10 protein-coding genes are annotated in these 17614 nt (G+C 30.5%); 6 read left to right on the top strand and 4 right to left on the bottom strand.

Translation table 11 applies throughout. The annotated features are described in order from the left end of the window. Positions 1-382: 382 nt before the first annotated feature. Both EYW44_RS14340 and EYW44_RS14335 read right to left on the bottom strand, forming a co-directional pair. The gene (locus tag EYW44_RS14340) at positions 383-2332 is read right to left on the bottom strand and encodes a T9SS type A sorting domain-containing protein (protein WP_132724360.1); all 1950 of its coding nucleotides are present in this window, start codon (positions 2330-2332) and stop codon (positions 383-385) included. Positions 2333-2585: 253 nt separating this feature from the next. Next, positions 2586-3443, bottom strand: a complete 858-nt coding sequence (locus EYW44_RS14335; protein WP_132724359.1) for a hypothetical protein — start codon at positions 3441-3443, stop codon at positions 2586-2588. A gap of 271 nt (positions 3444-3714) precedes the next feature. On the opposite strand from EYW44_RS14335, the gene EYW44_RS14330 reads away from it, so the two are divergent. The 6 genes from EYW44_RS14330 (at position 3715) to EYW44_RS14305 (ending at position 14031) form a co-directional block, all read left to right on the top strand. After that, entirely contained in the window at positions 3715-5271 is a 1557-nt protein-coding gene (locus EYW44_RS14330; protein ID WP_132724358.1) for a hypothetical protein, read from the top strand. A gap of 190 nt (positions 5272-5461) precedes the next feature. Continuing rightward, a complete protein-coding gene (locus EYW44_RS14325; RefSeq protein ID WP_132724357.1) occupies positions 5462-7216 on the top strand; it encodes a T9SS type A sorting domain-containing protein in 1755 nt (584 codons plus the stop codon). Positions 7217-7508: 292 nt separating this feature from the next. After that, a complete protein-coding gene (locus tag EYW44_RS14320; protein WP_132724356.1) occupies positions 7509-9722 on the top strand; it encodes a T9SS type A sorting domain-containing protein in 2214 nt (737 codons plus the stop codon). 171 nt (positions 9723-9893) lie between these two features. Beyond that, complete coding sequence (locus EYW44_RS14315; RefSeq protein WP_132724355.1) at positions 9894-11303, top strand: T9SS type A sorting domain-containing protein; 1410 nt, start codon at positions 9894-9896, stop codon at positions 11301-11303. Positions 11304-11410: 107 nt separating this feature from the next. Then, positions 11411-12562 carry a mandelate racemase/muconate lactonizing enzyme family protein gene (locus tag EYW44_RS14310; RefSeq protein ID WP_132724354.1) on the top strand — a complete coding sequence of 384 codons (1152 nt, stop codon included), beginning with the start codon at positions 11411-11413 and terminating at the stop codon, positions 12560-12562. An 11-nt stretch (positions 12563-12573) separates the two neighbouring features. Then, a complete protein-coding gene (locus EYW44_RS14305) occupies positions 12574-14031 on the top strand; it encodes an NAD-dependent succinate-semialdehyde dehydrogenase (RefSeq protein ID WP_132724353.1) in 1458 nt (485 codons plus the stop codon). Between the two features lie 105 nt (positions 14032-14136). On the opposite strand, the gene EYW44_RS14300 is transcribed toward EYW44_RS14305, so the two are convergent. Both EYW44_RS14300 and EYW44_RS14295 read right to left on the bottom strand, forming a co-directional pair. After that, positions 14137-15810, bottom strand: a complete 1674-nt coding sequence (locus tag EYW44_RS14300; RefSeq protein ID WP_132724352.1) for a sulfatase — start codon at positions 15808-15810, stop codon at positions 14137-14139. A gap of 101 nt (positions 15811-15911) precedes the next feature. Then, positions 15912-17609 carry a RagB/SusD family nutrient uptake outer membrane protein gene (locus EYW44_RS14295; protein ID WP_132724351.1) on the bottom strand — a complete coding sequence of 566 codons (1698 nt, stop codon included), beginning with the start codon at positions 17607-17609 and terminating at the stop codon, positions 15912-15914. Positions 17610-17614 lie beyond the last annotated feature (5 nt).

Genomic DNA, 17614 nt, shown 5'->3' with positions numbered 1-17614 from the left:
GTAATTAATAACTCTGGTAGTATAAATTTTAAAACCTCTAGTGATAATTCCAAGTAATAATCTATTTTTTACAAAAATCAACATTCTATTTTAATTCACACACAACTTTTGGGATTGATCCCATTTATATCTAACTTAGTTTTATGCTATTTATACCTATTTAAGTGTGTTAAATCGAAAATTTAGGTGTTTTTTAGGTAGAAACTTAGGCAAATTTTAGGCAAAAAAATCAATATCTATTTGTGTTTAATCTTTCTGATAAATAAAAACCTTACTAGTTTTCCAAAAATATTACCACTACAACACCCCAATCCACAAAAAATAAAAAGTCCGATCAAAAAAATGATCGGACCTAAAAAAAGAAGTACAATAATTTTTAAAATTATTTAATAATTAATTTTTTGATTAGTTTTTTATTCCCTTTTTGAACTTTGATTAAATACAACCCTTTAGTAAAATTACTTGTGTTAAAAGATGTAATTTGACCTTTAGCAGTTTTAGAAGAGATTACTTTACCAGTTTTATCAGCAATGCTAATAGTTGCACCTCGCTCAGATGTAATATTAACAGTGTTTACTGACGGGTTTGGAAAAACTTTTACATTGTTATTGGTTCCAGGAGTATTACTTAAAGTGTTACAAGTACCAATTTCTTTCCATTGATTAGCAGAGCAAGTACTATTACCACCTGGTTTACATTTACCAGAACTATTGTTTTTTAGTTGAAAAATAATATTATTTAATTTTACTTTATCACCTTTCTTATATGAATCAGATTTTTTCCAAGTACTAATATCACTACAATTACCTGTGCTAGGTGGATTTGTTGTGTCTCCAGAGTCATTATCATTATCAGAATCACTGTCACTGTCTGAATCAGAATCGCTGTCAGAATCATTGTCAGGAGCTAAACCAGCTGAACCAGGAGGTGCAGGAATATTTGCTCTTCTAGTTTGCCCAGGGTTGCTACCAACAGTAATTTCTATATCATCAAAGAAATTTCCTTCATCAGTAATCACTCTAAAAGTAGCAGTTCCTTCCTTTAATGCAGTTACAATTCCTGTTTTAGAGTCAACTCTAGCTACATCCATTCCAGAAACACTATAAAAAGTAAACTGCTTATTATTGGCTTCTTTTGGAGAAATAACAGGAGTTAAAATAGTATTTCCTCCAACTCTTACTGGAACTTCAGATTTTTTTAATTCAACACCAGTTACAGGTACAACTTGTGTAGATTCGTTCATTGGTTCAAATACTTTTACGTAAAGTACTTGCATAGATTGTGGAAAGAAGCTTTCTGCTCTAGAAAGTACAGCCGGATCTGGCATAACAAATCTATTACTACAAAATTGATTGTATGGAGCTCTTATTCCTAATGATAAGGTTATTCTCATCGGATTGGTTAAATCGGCTTCTTTTTGCCATAAAACATTTGGTTTTCTACCAATTTCTTTACCATTTACATACCAAATAATTTCTTGGCTAGTAACTCTACAACCAAAAATATTGATATCTCTTGGTTCAAACTCATGAGTTTCATTTCTTTCCGCAGCAGTATTTTGCTTCGGTCTCCACCATCTTCTACCAGCAGTACTGTTGATTGGTCCAACAGTTAAACCATTGTTCTCTACTGAAGGAATGAAGGCACCAACAGGAGCATTCAAAGAACTATCAAAACGTTGTTTAGAAGATGCAGTTGTGATGGCATGTAAGTTATGATCCATTACTTTACGGGTAGTTTCACTAGTTCCTTCTTGAGTAAGTTCTACGATATCAATTTCTTGATAACGAACTTTTCCAACAGTAAGATTCGATTTAATTTGATTATACAACCAAAATGCAGGTGAAACACCAGGAAATCCATCACTTCCTTTAATAGCAGCCTCATAATATCCGTAAACAAAACCTGGAGAAGTACTTCTTAACATTCCTGAAGAAAAGCGTACAGGAACCATATTTGAAGATGGATTACCGTTTACACAACCATCAGGAACCATATTTTCAGGAAAACCTGCTTCGTTATATTTAGCAGTAATAAATAATGAACCATCTTTCTGCTCTATGTTTTGTTTGTTTCTCCAAACCCAACTTTGTACATTTTCTGGTTCTTTAGCCCAAATACTGGTGTTATACTTGTATTCAGGATCAGGAAAATTATCATTTTTAAAAAGATCAGATCTATCCCAACGTATTTTCCAGTTAACTGTTGGATCATCTGCATCTCCAAAAGGACGAGTTCTTTCTTCAAGAGTTTTTTCATCAAAACCCTGAGAATTCATACTTAATATTGCTCCGAATATTAATAATAAAGTTAAAAGATTAATTTTTTTCATTATAAAAAGTTTTTAGGGGGCTAAAAAAGTATAAGGGAAAATTTTCGTATACTTTTTCAACGTCCATTATTAGTTATTTAAATGGATGGACAAAATTACTTCCAGATGTGTTTTTATTTTTAAAATTGAAGAGCACAAAACAGATACAAAAAAGGTATACATTTCGTATACATACTTGTTTTATGGTGACATTAGGTGTATTTGTAAAGAAATTGAGAATTTAGATTGAATGAATATTAAAAAGAAAAAATGATTAAACTTTATATAGAATAGACTCCTCGTTTTCGAAGGTGTCAAGATATTCTTTTAAACTCATATTACTTGAATAACTTATTTTTTTCTTGATGCGTTGTCTAGCTATTTTTATTGCATGAACAGATACATTTAAAAGTTCCGCAGAATCTTTTAAACTAAAACTCAACCTAATTAAAATACAATTCCTAATATCATTTTCTGTAAGATTAGGATGTATATTTTTAATACTTGTACTAAAATATGTGTATTGCGATTCTAATTTTTGAAATATTAAATTCAAATTAGAAGAAGATTTTGCAATGCTTTTAAGTTTAGCATAAATTTTTTCAATATTCGGATCTTGTTTCTCTTTTTTTAAGTTTTCAATTGCGTTTAATGCTAGTTTCAATTCTTTTTGTTGAGCAGAAACTACCATAACCGTTGCTAAAATTTCCTCTTCTTTACGTTTTATTTGTTGTTGTAAAGTTGCCTTTTCTTTAATCTCTAAATCTTTTATTTGAGTATTACTATTTTTAAGTTTTACAACTATTAACATCAATAAAATTGTTAAAATAGAGCAAACAACAAAAAATAGAATGAGTAAATAGTTAAATCTTTTTTTATCATTAGATGTGATTGATTCTACGACGTTTTTTTTATTAGAAAAATCTTGCGCGTTTCCTTTGCTTAATAGTTGATAATTTGATGGGATATATAAAGGTTTTGTGTTTGATGTTTTATCAATTAATCTAATTTCATTCGTTAATTTGACAGAACTTAACTTGTAAGTAAACAGGTTTTTTATTGATGTATTATTTGTTTTTAATATTGAAGTAATTATAACTAATATAAGCATGTTGTATTTAACAAAGTTCATTGGGGAAGGTTTTTTAATGATCTATTAGTATGAAATAACGACAAAAATAGATTAACATTATTATGTTTTAGAAGTATGGTATCTTAATGCTTAAAGTTGTTTTTGTGTTTTAAGTATTTGTTTTTTAGTTCATTGAGTTTGTTTGTAGACTTTTTTGTATACTTCTAAACAATAACATAAGGATAAAATAGTGCTATTATAAGGTAATATAGGTTTACTTAATCGTTTTCGTTAAGGGTAGTTTAGCTGACACAATTGTAAACCCTAAATTATGATTTTCACAAAAAAACTATTAGTAGCTGCAACTCTATCAGCTACATTTTTAATGTCTTGTACAGAAGAAGTCCAAGAATTAGAAGCAACTATTCAAGGCGTGGATAGTCAACTTGAAATAGCAAATCGAATTCCACAAAAATTTAAAAAGTCAAACTTTTACACAGCACCTATTGGAGTATCAAGGGTGCAATTTACAGGAACTACTACTGGAGATTTAAATCGATTAATAAATCAGCAATCAGATGAAAATGGTCCAGGTGTTATTATTGAAATACCAAAGGCAAATTATCGTTGGAATAGAGTTGTTTTAAAATCAAACATACATCTAGAAATAGAAGGTCAAACTAAAATTATTTTCGATGGAACCAGAGGGAGTGTGTTTTCTATTGGAGCTAGTAAAAATGGTAGTCGCTTAAAAAATATAAGTATTAGTGGTAAAAATAAACAAAAATTTACTGTTGATATTTCGGCGGATAATTTAGTTAATCAAAATGTCAATGTATTGAAAATTGGTAGAGTAGATAATTTTAGATTTGGAGATATTAATATCAAGGATAGAAGATCATCTGTAAATTCGATTGTATTAGTACATGTTCCAGGTGCTTCAGAAAATAGACCAGGTCCTAAAGATGGTGTCATAGAAAATATAAGACAAACAGGAGCTCATACAGGTTATGGACTAGTACAGACCTATAATGCAGAGAATGTATTATTTACAAAAATTTCATGTGAAGGAGGTATAACTCTAAGAATGGAGACTGATGATAAAGGAATGAAGAATGAACTAAAAGATAGAGCTAAAGAAGGAGGTATAAAAGATATTTTTGCTTATGACATAAAAAATAATAATGGATTATGTGCTGTAATGTTTTCGCCACATTTTGTTGAGAATGGAAAAGTAACTGTAGAAAAAGTTAGTGCTGTAGGTTCTGCTTTTGCTGTTAGAATTGAAAAAGGCTTTTTAGAATTGTTCGATAAGAACAGACGTTTTCCTTTAACTCAAGCAGGACAAAGAGATTTTAGAAACTTCATACAGAATCAATTTCCTAATATAAGTGGATCAGCATTATCAGGTAATCCTTATAAGAGAAATAATGGAACTCAGTGGGCAACAAGATTATCTTCAGAAGCTAGTTTAGCACCAAGAAATACTTATGTAACTGATCAATTAGGAAATGGTTTAAAAGCAGGATATTTTACAAACTCTAAGGTATCAGACATAAGAGCTGTATATCAAAATGATGGAGGAGCTAAAATTAAACAAGGACATCTGAAGTTTATTCCTTGTGATTTATGGAACAATGATGTAAAAAACCCAGGAACAAGTTTAAGTATGTTTAATGGTTTTGAATACCATGGGCCTTCTGTTTCATTGAGTATAGACAACACAAATAATACTAATGGAGGAGGGAATTATAAGGTTAGGTTATCAAAATTAAAGTTTAACAGGTTTCCTAATGGTTTTACAAAAAACATTAAATTAAATACAACAGCTGCATGTAATAATAATGTAAATACCATACAAAATTACAATGCTAATTTTCCTAATTAATAAAATTCAGAACTTATAATTTATATAGACTGTCTTTTTAAGACAGTCTATTATTTTTTTCTAATAAAAATTAAGAATAGATAAAATATTCTTAGTGTTATAAAGTTTTAGGCATAACAAGTATTTTAAAATCAGTTAACAATATTGTTATTGTTTTTTTAGCACTATTTAATCATAAACCCCAAAATAAATGTTTATTTCATCAACTAAAAAGTATTTACAAACTTTTTTAATTTTAGCAGCTTTTTATGTAAATGCACAAATAAGAGTAGGAGACCCAGGTGTCACTTTTGATATGAATCTTGTCAATCAGAACAAGTCAAAATATCCACAAATAGAAAAATGGATTACTGCTGGCGTACGCGGTGGAATTCCTTTAAAAGAGAATTTAGTTATTCAACGTACAATTGAAGAGGGAGCGAGTATAGATGATATCAATAATGCTATTCGTGATGTGAGTAGAATGGGAAATAAAAGAAATACCATTCTAATTAAAAAAGGAACTTACATTGTAAATAAAAAGATTACAATGAAAAGTAATGTAAGTTTAATAGGAGAGAGTAGAGGCGAAACGATTTTTGAAATGCATGAAGATTTTGATAATAAAGCTTTTAATTTTGAAAGAAATACTCGATTTGCAGGATTGTACAATATGACTATTCGAGGAAGTAGTAAATGGGGAGATTCTAGTGGTTTTCCAAAGTTTACTTGGAATACAAGTAATTCTGCCAACGATGAACTTAATGGAAGTGATAACATTCTTGTTTTTTTTAAAGAAAGTACCGATTGTTGGTTAGATGATGTGAATTTAATCAATGCAGGGCGTGATCCAATGAGATGCAATGCAAAGCACAATACTTTTAGAGGATTAATTGTTGATGGAGCTTTTAGTAAATCTGGTGGAGCACAAGGATATTTCTTTATTCAAAAAGGATATAATTTAATCACCGATTGCCAAATGACTCATTTGCGTCATTTTTCATTACAAGGTGGTGGAGTAGAATATAATGTAGTGTATGATAATGAAATTAAGCAAGAAATTAGTTTTCATGCTGGCGACAATGGTAATAATTTAATAGAGAAGAATAAAATTGTTCTACCAGAAGATATGTCGGGTTCAAGATCTTCTGCTTCTAGAAATCCAGATTATTTTTCAATCATGGGACCATGGTCAAGTCAGCATCAAAACTCAGCAAGAGATAACTTTTTATTAAACAATGCTACTTTAGAATTGCAACATAATGGCGCTTCTCCTTTTTCAAGATCAAACAAAGTGTATCATGGACCATTGCGAGCAAAACCAGCAGATCATTCTACAAATTTTAAAATAGATGAATCTAAATACCCAACACCATCAGGGAATACTTTATATCCAGTTATTGTTTCTTCACCAACAACTGTAGCTACAAAAGATTTAGAACCTTATTTTATGATCTTAAAAAATAATCAACAGTTCAATATTGGTGATCATATGGTAGTTACTGTTGATGCTTCAGCTAAGGTAAAAGAGGTTAGTTTGTTTTTTGATGATACGCTTATAAGTACACAAAATTCTACGCCTTACAGTTGGAATAAAAATAGCGAGTTTTTAGGTGACTTAGAAGAAGGAACTCATGAATTAAAAGCTGTAATAAAAGGAATGGATGATGAAACCAAAACAATTACGATTACAATACAAGTAGGTATGAGTGATACTTTGAGTACTGAAGATGTTATTGTTGAAGATGAGTCTGCACTTACGATTTTTCCGAATCCATTTATCAATCAAATTACAATAAAAAATGCTGAACAAAATGATAAAGTTCGTATTTATTCAATAGAAGGGAAACTTGTTCAGGAAGATACAGTAAATGCTTCTAAAACCTTCATTTTAAACAGCGAGTTCAAATCAGGAGTATATCTTGTAGCTCATAAAAAAAACATATATAAATTAATAAAAAAGTAATCTATAATAGTTTAAATTAATTTTAAAATTTCTATTAGAGAAGAACTGATTTATAAATTTAATTTAGGTTAATATAGATTGTTGTTTTATATGAGAATCTAATTTAAAACCTTCAAAAGTTTTACCAAACTCTTTCGAACCATATATAATTATTATATGACTGATATAATAGTTTTTATATATTTTATAATCATTCAAAAATGATATGGTTTTGTCTCTAATTATATTGATTTCTTCGTATAGAAGTTTCTAGTTATTTAATTTTTTATTGTAGATAATCAACCCTAATATTATGAACAAAATTGTTTATACCCTTTTATTTTTCTTCATTTACAATCACAATTTTTATGCTACAAATTATTATGTTTCTCATAAAGGAAATGATAATAATACAGGAACAATCGATGCTCCCTTCAAAACTATTCAGAAAGCAGCAGATATAATGTCCTCAGGAGATGTATGCTTTATAAGAGAAGGAGTTTACAGAGAGGAAGTAATCGTTTTAAAAAATAATTTAACTTTTACAAATTACGATAACGAAAAAGTTATTGTTTCAGGTGCAGATCTTATAACTAATTGGTCTCTTAGTGATATTGGATCTAATATTTTTGAAGCTAACTTTACTGGTGCAGAGACACAGTTTAGTATGTTATTCGTAGACAATAAAAGGCAAAAAATGGCAAGATGGCCTAACAATGAAACTGATGAAATGATGATGCCTGAAGACATAAAAACTGGTTATGAAGCTTGTCAAGTGTTTAATGTAAAAAGTGGAAAAAATGGTCGAAGGGTAAAGTTTCCTAATTTAACAGGTTTCCCTTCAGATCATTTTAAAGGAGGTATATTTAGAGGTATTGTAGGTAAAAAATGGATTAATCCAATGGGAATAATTGAATCTTCAACTGAAACTGAATTAACTGTAACTGCAATTTCTGATGATTGGGGAACGAATTCCCCAAAAATGTTTACCGATAATGGCAAAGGTTTTGGGTTTATTTTTCATTTAAACGCATTAGATCAACCAGGGGAATGGTTTGAGAAAAATGGAAAAATTTACTTTATGCCTCCCGTAGGAGAAAATCCTAATGATATGGAAATATCAGCAAAAAATAGAAAACTAGCTTTTGTTTTAAATAATAGATCGAACATAAAACTTGATGGAATCAATATTCACGCAGCTTCAATTGAAATGAAGAATACTAATAATTGCGAAATAGTTAACGGATCTGTACAATATTTATGGCCTTTCTTTACCAGAAAAGGGTATGCAGTATCTAAAACTGAGCAAGGAGGTATTTTTATTGATGGAGATGAGAATCTTTTTAAAAACATGTATATAGCACATAGTTGGGGACATGGAGTTTTTATTGATGGTGGAAGAAAAAATAAAATAGAAAATTGTTTTATCGATAACATTGGATGGATAGCACAATTTACATCATCAATCCAAAACTTTGGAGATGGTACTGTAGTTACAAAAAGCACTTTAAGTTCGTCTGGTAGATTTCATATAAGAACTAATAATAAAATAGAGATTACTTACAATGATTTATATGATTGTATGAAAATGGGACAAGATGCTGGTTCAATTCAGAGTACTAATGGTGGTAAATGGGGGATTCCTTTGGATTTAAAAGGATCTGAAATTGCTTATAATAAAATACATGATTGTAATACTTTAACAGATGGAAATAAAGAGTTTGTATTAGCTCTTTATCTTGAAGGATGCTTTAATTATACTGTACACCATAATCTTATTTATAACTTTAAAACAGATGTGGTTCCTGACGGTACTTTTGTTTATTTAGGTCCAAGAATGGCTACCATCAAAGATTGTTATTATTATAATAACACTGTTTGGAATGTAGATTGGGGATTAAGAGTTTGGAATAGAGATAATAGAGGGGATGTAGAAAATGTTCGTTTTTGGAATAATATTATAGATGGAAAAGCAAACGATGGAGAAACCCATGATAATGATCCTAATGTAAATTCTTTGTTTGCTAAATTATCATTTAAAACTAACCTAAGAAGCATAACAGGAAACGGAAATACATTATTTGTAGATGCTAATAAAGGGGACTTTAGACTAAAAATGAACTCTGTAGCTATAGATAGTGGTACAGAAATTTCTGGAATTACAGATAGTTATACTGGAGATTCTCCAGATGTAGGAGCTATTGAATATGGATCAAATTTTCCAGATGTAGGATCAAATATAAATCCTGAAAACATTTCTTTTGAATTAATATCAGATACGTCAACATTGTCTACTAATTCTTTAGATGTAAAAAAAGAATCAATTATTATTTACCCTAACCCTTCTAAAAACGTAATTAGAATTTTAGATAATTATGGAGAAAAAATTTCTTGGAAATTAACTAATTTAAAAGGAGTAGAACTTTTAAAAGGTAGATCTTTAAAAATAGATATTTCAACATTACCTACAGGATTATATTTTTTAACGGTAAATAAAACTAAGACTTTCAAAATAATAAAAAGTTAATAAATATGGATACATTTAGTATAAGTTAATTCAAGGGGTATTTAAGTTTTTAGAAAAAAGAACTGGTTTATATATTCAGAATATAGTAAAACTTTTTCTAAATGTGTCATGAAAAAATAATAAACATTATTCAACAGATGCTATTTAAGGTAGCAATAAAATACCCTAATCATGAAAACTCAAAAATCAATCAAATATCAAGTAATTTTTTTGTTGTTGATATTGAATATTAGTTTTTTAAATGCTCAATTGAGTATTGGTGATCCTGGTGTTACTTTCGATAATTCGAAGAACGATCCTGATTATCCATTTATGAGTGAATGGCAAAAGTCAGGTGTAGAAGGAGGAGTTCCTTTTAGTAACTCTTTAGCTGTTAAAAAAGAAATCAATCCAACAAATTCAGATGGTTTACAAGCTGCTATAGATAATCTTAACACCAATGGAGAATTGAGTGTTATTTTATTAAAAAACGGAACTTATGATATTGATAAAACCATTCGATTAAAATCTAACATCATATTAAGAGGAGAAAGTAGAGACAACGTAAAGTTGGACGTTACGATTCGTTATGAAAGACAACGTTTTGAACATAAAGGAGCTTTTTTGTTAGATGATGTTGAACATGTAGGTATAGAGAACTTAACAATGGAATATATTCCAGAAAAACCAGTGACTATTTATGATGATAGAAATGTAGATAGAAATAGATGGTGTGGAAGTAGATGTTTTAGTAATGATCCTGAAGGATTGAAAAACATGTATGTAAGTTTTGTAATGATAGAAAAGAAAAGCAAAAACTGTTGGGTGGATAGTTGTACACTAAAAAATTCAGGAAGTAATCCTATTAATGTTAATGGCAAGCACAATACTTTTCGTAATAATTTTGTAGATGCAGCTTATAATAAAGGCGGAGGAGGTTCTGCGTACTATGCAATTAATGGAGATTATAATTTAATAGTAAACGAAAGAGTTAGAAGAATTAGACATTTTTCTATTCAAGTTGGTGCAAAATATAATGTTGTTTATGGATGCGACTTTGAAGTGGATATTAATTTTCATAATGGTGATGATGGTTTTAACTTGATAGAAAACAATAAAGTTAAAAGTGAACAATGGAGGTCTTGGGGAGCTTTTGCAAGCGGAGGTAGCCAATACGGACATAAACCACCAGGAGAGAATAACTTAATTTTTAACAATGAAGTAAGCGGAAAAAATAATTCAGAAAGATTTAGTAGCGATACAAAGGTTTTTGTTTTTGATCAATACAGTCATCCAAGAGAGTTATCTGCAACCCCACCTAGAGGAGGGACCTTTTACCCTGTGGTTCTTACAAATAATACATTAAGTACAGATAGTTTTATTAAAAATGAGGTAAAGATATTTCCAAATCCTTTTGAAGATGAGTTACATATAGAACATTTAAAAGCCAATGGCATAATTGAAATATTTTCAATCAATGGAAAACTTTTAACTCGTAAAAAAGTAAAAGAAGGTGAAGATATTCAGTTAGGTAAATCGTTACAAAAAGGTTTATACTTATTAAAATATAACCATAAAACATTTAAAATAATAAAGCAATAGTATTATAAAATTAAAGGGTAATATTTAACCAGTTTGAGATAAATATGAGCTGATAAAGAGTGGGGTGAATGCGTAGTTTTGTTAACCATCACTTAATTTATTAAAATATGACAATTGAAAAAATTGAAACTTTTATACTTAAAGATAAATTGTCAAATAGCTTTTTTTTCTCTCAATGGGAATATGCCGAGAGATGTATTTGTGTTGTAAAAATAACAGCATCCAACGGTCAATACGGTTGGGGAGAAGGTTACGGACCAGCACCTATTCTTAAAGCAGGAGTAGACTTCTTAAAAAGTCATTTGATTGGAAAAAATCCATTAGAAAATGAAGTGATATGGAATCACCTTTATCGTAAAACTTTAGATTATGCAAGACGAGGTGTTTTAGTGGCATCTATAAGTGCAATAGATATTGCATTGTGGGATTTAAAAGGTAAAATATTGAACTTACCAGTTTCCACATTGTTAGGAGGTGCTTTTAGAGATAAAATAAAACCATATGCAACGGGTTTGTATTTTATGGATCCTGATAATCCAGCGAAACATTTTAAAGAAGAAGCAGAATCGTATGTAAAGCAAGGGTTCAAAGCTATTAAAATGAAAGTAGGTTTAGGAATTGAAGAGGATTATAAAAATGTAAAAAAGGTTAGAGAAATTATAGGAGATGATATTCAATTGATGGTAGACTCTAACCATGCTTATAGTTTAAGAGAAGCTACTATTTTAGCTAATAAAATAGAACCGTTTAATATTTCTTGGTTTGAAGAACCTATTTCACCAGAGTTTTATAAACAATATAAAGAGTTAAGAGAAAAAACGTCAATACCAATATCAGGTGGAGAGTGCGAATATTTACGTTATGGATTTCATCAATTATTTCAGAATAACTCTGTAGATATTGTGCAACCAGATATTTGTGCTGCAGGAGGATTAACAGAAGCCAAGCGAATTTCGGCTCTTGCAAGTACTTATGGAGTAGATGTTGTGCCTCATACTTGGGGAACAGCTATTGGAATTCATGTTGCTTTACATTTTATTGCTAATTTAGAGCTCATTCCTGGACGTATGAAAACTCCAGATTTCTTAATTGAATATGATCAAACGGAAAACGGATTAAGAGAACGTTTAACGTATCCTAAAATTCAAATGGTAGACGGAATGATAGAAGTACCTAAAAGACCTGGTTTAGGAATAGAAGTAGATGAAGATGTTTTAATGGAATATGCACTTTCAGATGCTGAAATAAATGTCCTTTAATATTAATAAAAATGAAAATTAAAAATTACGGATATAAAAAAATGTACATTGATGGCGAACTAGTTGATGCCATTAGTGGAGAGCGTAGCAATGTTATTTGTCCTGCTACAGGAGAGGTAATTGCAGAAATAGCTAAGGCAGGTAAAGAAGACGCTGAAAAAGTATTATTAGCTGCAGAAAAAGGTTTTAAATACTGGTCATCTTTATCTTTAGAAGAGCGAACTGCTTGGATGCAGAAATTAAGAACTGCTGTTTTAGATAAGCAAGAAGAATTACGCACAGCAATGGTTTATGAAATGGGTAAAACCTACGGAGGTGGAGCAGAGGATATCGATCGGTTAGTAGAAGCTTTAGAGTGGTACCCAGCGGCAATGCAAAATATGCGTGAAGAACAAATTCCTGATTATGAGAATACGCATACTCATAAGATGATTTCTAAACCAGCAGGTGTTGTTGTTGCTTATTTAGCTTGGAATTTCCCAATTTTAAATATTGGATATAAAATAGGACCAGTTCTAGCTTCTGGTTGTTCTTTAATTATTAAACCTTCAGAAATTTCACCATTATCAGCGTATTTAATTGGAGAGATTTTAGATGAAATTAATTTTCCTCCTGGAGTAGTAAATATCATTGAAGGACCAAGTGAGATTGTCGCAAAAACGATGACTTCAAGTAAAATTCCTGCGGTAATTACTATGATTGGATCAACGGAAACCGCAAAGAAAATTATTGCTGAAAGTACTACATCTATTAAAAGATTTGGGTTAGAGTTAGGTGGAAATGCTCCGTTTATTGTTTTTGATGACGCTGATTTTGATAAAGCTTTAGATTTAGCAATAGCCTTACGTTTTGGTAATAGCGGTCAGGTTTGTGTTGCAGCAAATAGAATCTTTGTACACACATCTATCTACGAAAAATTTGTAAAAGCTTATGCACAAAAAGCATCAGAATTAAAGGTTGGTTTAGGAACTAAAGACAACTCGGATGTATTTATGGGACCTTTAGCAAGTAGAAAAGGAAGAGATAGAATGTTTGAACTTATTGAGGATGCTGTACAAAAGGGAGCAACATTAGAGTATGGAGGTGAAATTCCATCAGAGTTACCTGAAGGAGGGAATTGGTTACAACCTACAGTGTTATCCGGAGTTACAACGGAGATGAAAGTTTTTAAAGAAGAAATTTTTGGTCCTGTAGCTGGAATTATGAGTTTTGAAACAGATGAAGAGGTGTTGTCTTTGGCTAACGATACAGAATATGGTTTAGCATCTTATATTTTTACAAATAATCATCAAAGAATAGCAAAATTTACAGAAGAACTAGAATTTGGAGAAATTCAAATTAATGGTGTAAAGTATGCTATTTATTTACCTCATGGAGGTTTTAAAGAAAGCGGAATAGGTTATGATTGTTCGCACTTAGCTTTAGATGATTATTTAGTGAAAAAACGTGTTTCTACAGCCATATATTAAAAATTTTTAAGGGCTCAATCAATGTTTTGAGTAAGTAAATTTGGTGACTTCGAACCCCGATTAATGTTTTATTAAACGGGGTTTGATATTTATAAAAGTAAGATGTTATTTTAAGGCTAAATTACCTTTCCATCCTTTATTAAATTGTTGAAGTAGTTTTTTGGTTAATTCAGGATTCTTATCAGCAATATTAACAGTTTCATTAGGATCATTTTGATGATCATATAGTTCGATAAAAATTGGTGCTGCTTCAGGAGTTCTATAATCTTTCCATACAATTAATCGATGTTCTTGTGTTCTCATGGCATATCCCATTAAATAATTTTCAAATAATTCTCTATTCCATTTGTCTTTTTGCTGATTTTTAATTTTTTGCTCAACTTCATTTATTAATGGACCAAAGTACGTTTCTCTCATCCCTTTAGAAAGTGGATTAGCAGCCCATTCACGTAAGGCAGGAGAAGGAAACTGAGAAAAAGCTGCTCTTTTCCATTCTTTATTCGGATTGTCTAATAATGGCTTAAAACTTTGTCCTTCTAAATGTTTAGGCAATGGTAAATTAGCTAAATCTGCTAGAGTAGGGTACATGTCTACCAGTTCTACTAAAGCTTCAGACCTTTTTCCTTTAATTTCTTTTGTCATATTTGGACTAGCAATTATTAAAGGAACTCGAGTAGAAATTTCATAATTGGTTGCTTTTCCCCAAATACCCATTTCACCTAAATGCCAACCATGATCACTCCATAGAATAATAATTGTATTATCTCGTAATCCTTGTTCATCAATAGCGTTGATAAGTTTTCCTATTTGGGTATCAATATAACTTACAGAAGCTAGATAAGCATGTTTTAATTTCTTAGCCAAATCTTTTTGAATAGGACCTTTTTTAGGAATTCCAAATCGAGCTCTTAATTCAAAAGAAGGATGTAAGCCCATAGTTGCGCCATTTACAGGAGCATCTTTTTGAGAAGTTAATTTAATTTTAGCAGGATCGTATAAATCCCAGTATTTTTTAGGAGCTAACCAATCTAAATGAGGTTTTTTCATTCCCATTCCCAAGAAAAAAGGTTTATCTGGATTCTTCTCTTTTAAATCTTTTAAAGTAGCAATAGCCAATTCAGCATTATAACCATCTTCATAAAAGGTATCAGGAACATCTGCATTTTCGTAAGCAGGTCCTTTACCTAAACCATTTCTTGGTGCATTTTTACCATATTTAGCAATAACATCAGCTCTATTTTGCTTGAATATTTCTTGATTTTCAGGCAAAGCAAATCCTCCAGGAGTCCTTTCTTTTTTAATAGTCATTTTATCATGTGCAGGTTTTCTACTCCAAGAAATATCTAAGTCAGCAAAAGCTGGTTTGTGAAATATTTTTCCTGTATGAACCGTTTCATAACCGTTGTTTTTAAAATGCTGAGGTAGTGTAATAATATCAGGATTAGCCTCTCTAAAGTAAGTGAAATTTTCAATCACATTAATTGTTTCTGGTCTAGCTCCTGTCATTAAACTAGCTCTCGATGGACTGCAAATAGCTTCTTGACAGTAGGCTTTATTAAAGGTTATTCCGTTAGAAGCTAATTTATCAATATTAGGAGTAATAGCAATTTCAGAATCATAACAACCTAATTCAGGTCTAAGATCGTCTACTGCAATAAAAACAATATTCGGTTTCGTGTTATTAATTTCTTTAGGTGTTGATTCTTCTTTGGTTTTACAACTAATTAGTAATAGGAACAAAAGAAAATTAGATATAGAAAATTGGATGATTTTTTTCATAAGATACTAGTAAAAGTAAGTTATTTAAATAAAGAATACCGAGATAGCCCGGTATTCTTTGTTTTGAAATATTAATTCAAATAATAAACACATTTTGTAATTTAGTAACCGTCGTTTTGAATTAACGAATCGGTTTTATTTATTTCTGATTGAGGAATTGGAAGGTAATATTGTCTATCAAACCAAGGTCTAGTTACTACGGTTATTTCTTCATTAGTAAGGCTACCATCAGTTTCTTTAAACCATTTTAAACCTTTAACATCAAAACCTAAGTTAGCAGTATTCATCCATCTTCTTTCATCAAAGAAATTATGTCCTTCAAAGCATAATTCAATACGTCTTTCTCTTTTAATAGCTTCTAAAAGATCAGAACCAGTAGCCGTAATAGCAGGTTGTAATGCTCTTGTAGAAACTTTATTGACATATTCTCTTGCAATGTCTTCTTCGCCTAATTCAAAATTAGCTTCGGCATAGTTTAAATAAATTTCTGCTAATCGATATAAAATGAAAGGTCTACCAGGAGAAGTTTCTGTTAAGCCTTTAGACTCGTCTTGGAATTTTCTAATATTATATCCTGTTTTTGAAGAATGTAATACATTTCCTAAACCATTAGGAGAATCTAAACCATCAGGATGAACATCTGTATCTCTAGAAAGAAAATATTCTACTTCTCTGTTTCTAAACTCAGCACCGTTATAATTTAAAGTAGCATAATATCTCATTTCTCTATTTTCATTTGGTTGTGCCGGATTATATAAAGCTTCAGATGTTGAAGTTCCATCGTTCATATTATATAACAAAGCAAAATTGTGAGTTGGAGAACTTAAAGCCCAACCACCATAACCACTTGGAGCTTGTGTTTGATTCCATAATGAGTTTACATCTGTACCATAATCAAATAGAATGTCACCATAAGGTCTTGCAAAAATTATATCTCTGTTAGCTGATAAAAATAAATCACCATAAGATTCAGCGTCAGTTACAGGAATTAAATCTCTTGCACCAACTTCATCAATAACAGCTTTTGCAGCTTCAGCAGCTTTTAGCCATTTGTCATCAGCTATGTAATCATACAAAGGACCGTTTGGTAGGGTAGCAGGATCGTGCAAATCACTAGCTGCATATAATAATGTTCTTGATTTTACCGCTAAAGCAGCCAATTTAGTTGCTCTACCAAATTCATTATCTGGTCTTGTTAAAGGTAAAACAGCAGCTGCTTCATCTAAATTTTGGACAATAAAATCAACGCAATCTTGGTAACTACTTCTTGAAATATTAAAATCATCTTTTAAACTTAAAGCATTTTTAATTAAAGGAACACCTCCGTAATATTTGATTAATTTACTGTAAGTATTAGCCAATAAAAACTTCATTTCAGCTTTAAGTAGATTTACTTTTTCAGGATTAATTTTCATGGCTTCACTATCATCTACTTTGTCAAGAAACACTAAAATATCTCTAATGTAGCTATAGTATTTTCTCCACTGATCTCTAAAAACTCCAACATTATTTGGGTTCCATCCAGCACGTAACCTATATTGATCTAAATCGTTGAAGTTAAATTTTGCTTCAAAAGAAGCACCTTCAATATTAAATCTTCTAGACCACCACATAAATTTATTCAATCCCCAACCTTCAGTACTATTGTAAGAAGTGAAAACTAAACTTTCTAATTGATCAGGATCACTGTATATAAAATCTTCTGTAAACGTATTTCTCGATTCAATTTCTAATGTTTCTTCACAGCTATAATTAACAAGCATTAACATTAGAACGAAAACTATTTTTATTTTTTTCATTTTAG

Source organism: Tenacibaculum sp. M341 (assembly GCF_004337695.1).
Classification (GTDB): domain Bacteria; phylum Bacteroidota; class Bacteroidia; order Flavobacteriales; family Flavobacteriaceae; genus Polaribacter.
Note: the sequence above shows the minus strand (reverse complement) of the source record. Positions and strands in the feature narration are given on the sequence as shown.

What these genes read in the sequence shown, in the direction of transcription:
- EYW44_RS14340 (WP_132724360.1), bottom strand. Translation starts at nt 2,332, where the DNA reads ATGAAAAAAATTAATCTTTTAACTTTATTATTAATATTCGGAGCAATA.
- EYW44_RS14335 (WP_132724359.1), bottom strand. Translation starts at nt 3,443, where the DNA reads ATGAACTTTGTTAAATACAACATGCTTATATTAGTTATAATTACTTCA.
- EYW44_RS14330 (WP_132724358.1), top strand. Translation starts at nt 3,715, where the DNA reads ATGATTTTCACAAAAAAACTATTAGTAGCTGCAACTCTATCAGCTACA.
- EYW44_RS14325 (WP_132724357.1), top strand. Translation starts at nt 5,462, where the DNA reads ATGTTTATTTCATCAACTAAAAAGTATTTACAAACTTTTTTAATTTTA.
- EYW44_RS14320 (WP_132724356.1), top strand. Translation starts at nt 7,509, where the DNA reads ATGAACAAAATTGTTTATACCCTTTTATTTTTCTTCATTTACAATCAC.
- EYW44_RS14315 (WP_132724355.1), top strand. Translation starts at nt 9,894, where the DNA reads ATGAAAACTCAAAAATCAATCAAATATCAAGTAATTTTTTTGTTGTTG.
- EYW44_RS14310 (WP_132724354.1), top strand. Translation starts at nt 11,411, where the DNA reads ATGACAATTGAAAAAATTGAAACTTTTATACTTAAAGATAAATTGTCA.
- EYW44_RS14305 (WP_132724353.1), top strand. Translation starts at nt 12,574, where the DNA reads ATGAAAATTAAAAATTACGGATATAAAAAAATGTACATTGATGGCGAA.
- EYW44_RS14300 (WP_132724352.1), bottom strand. Translation starts at nt 15,810, where the DNA reads ATGAAAAAAATCATCCAATTTTCTATATCTAATTTTCTTTTGTTCCTA.
- EYW44_RS14295 (WP_132724351.1), bottom strand. Translation starts at nt 17,609, where the DNA reads ATGAAAAAAATAAAAATAGTTTTCGTTCTAATGTTAATGCTTGTTAAT.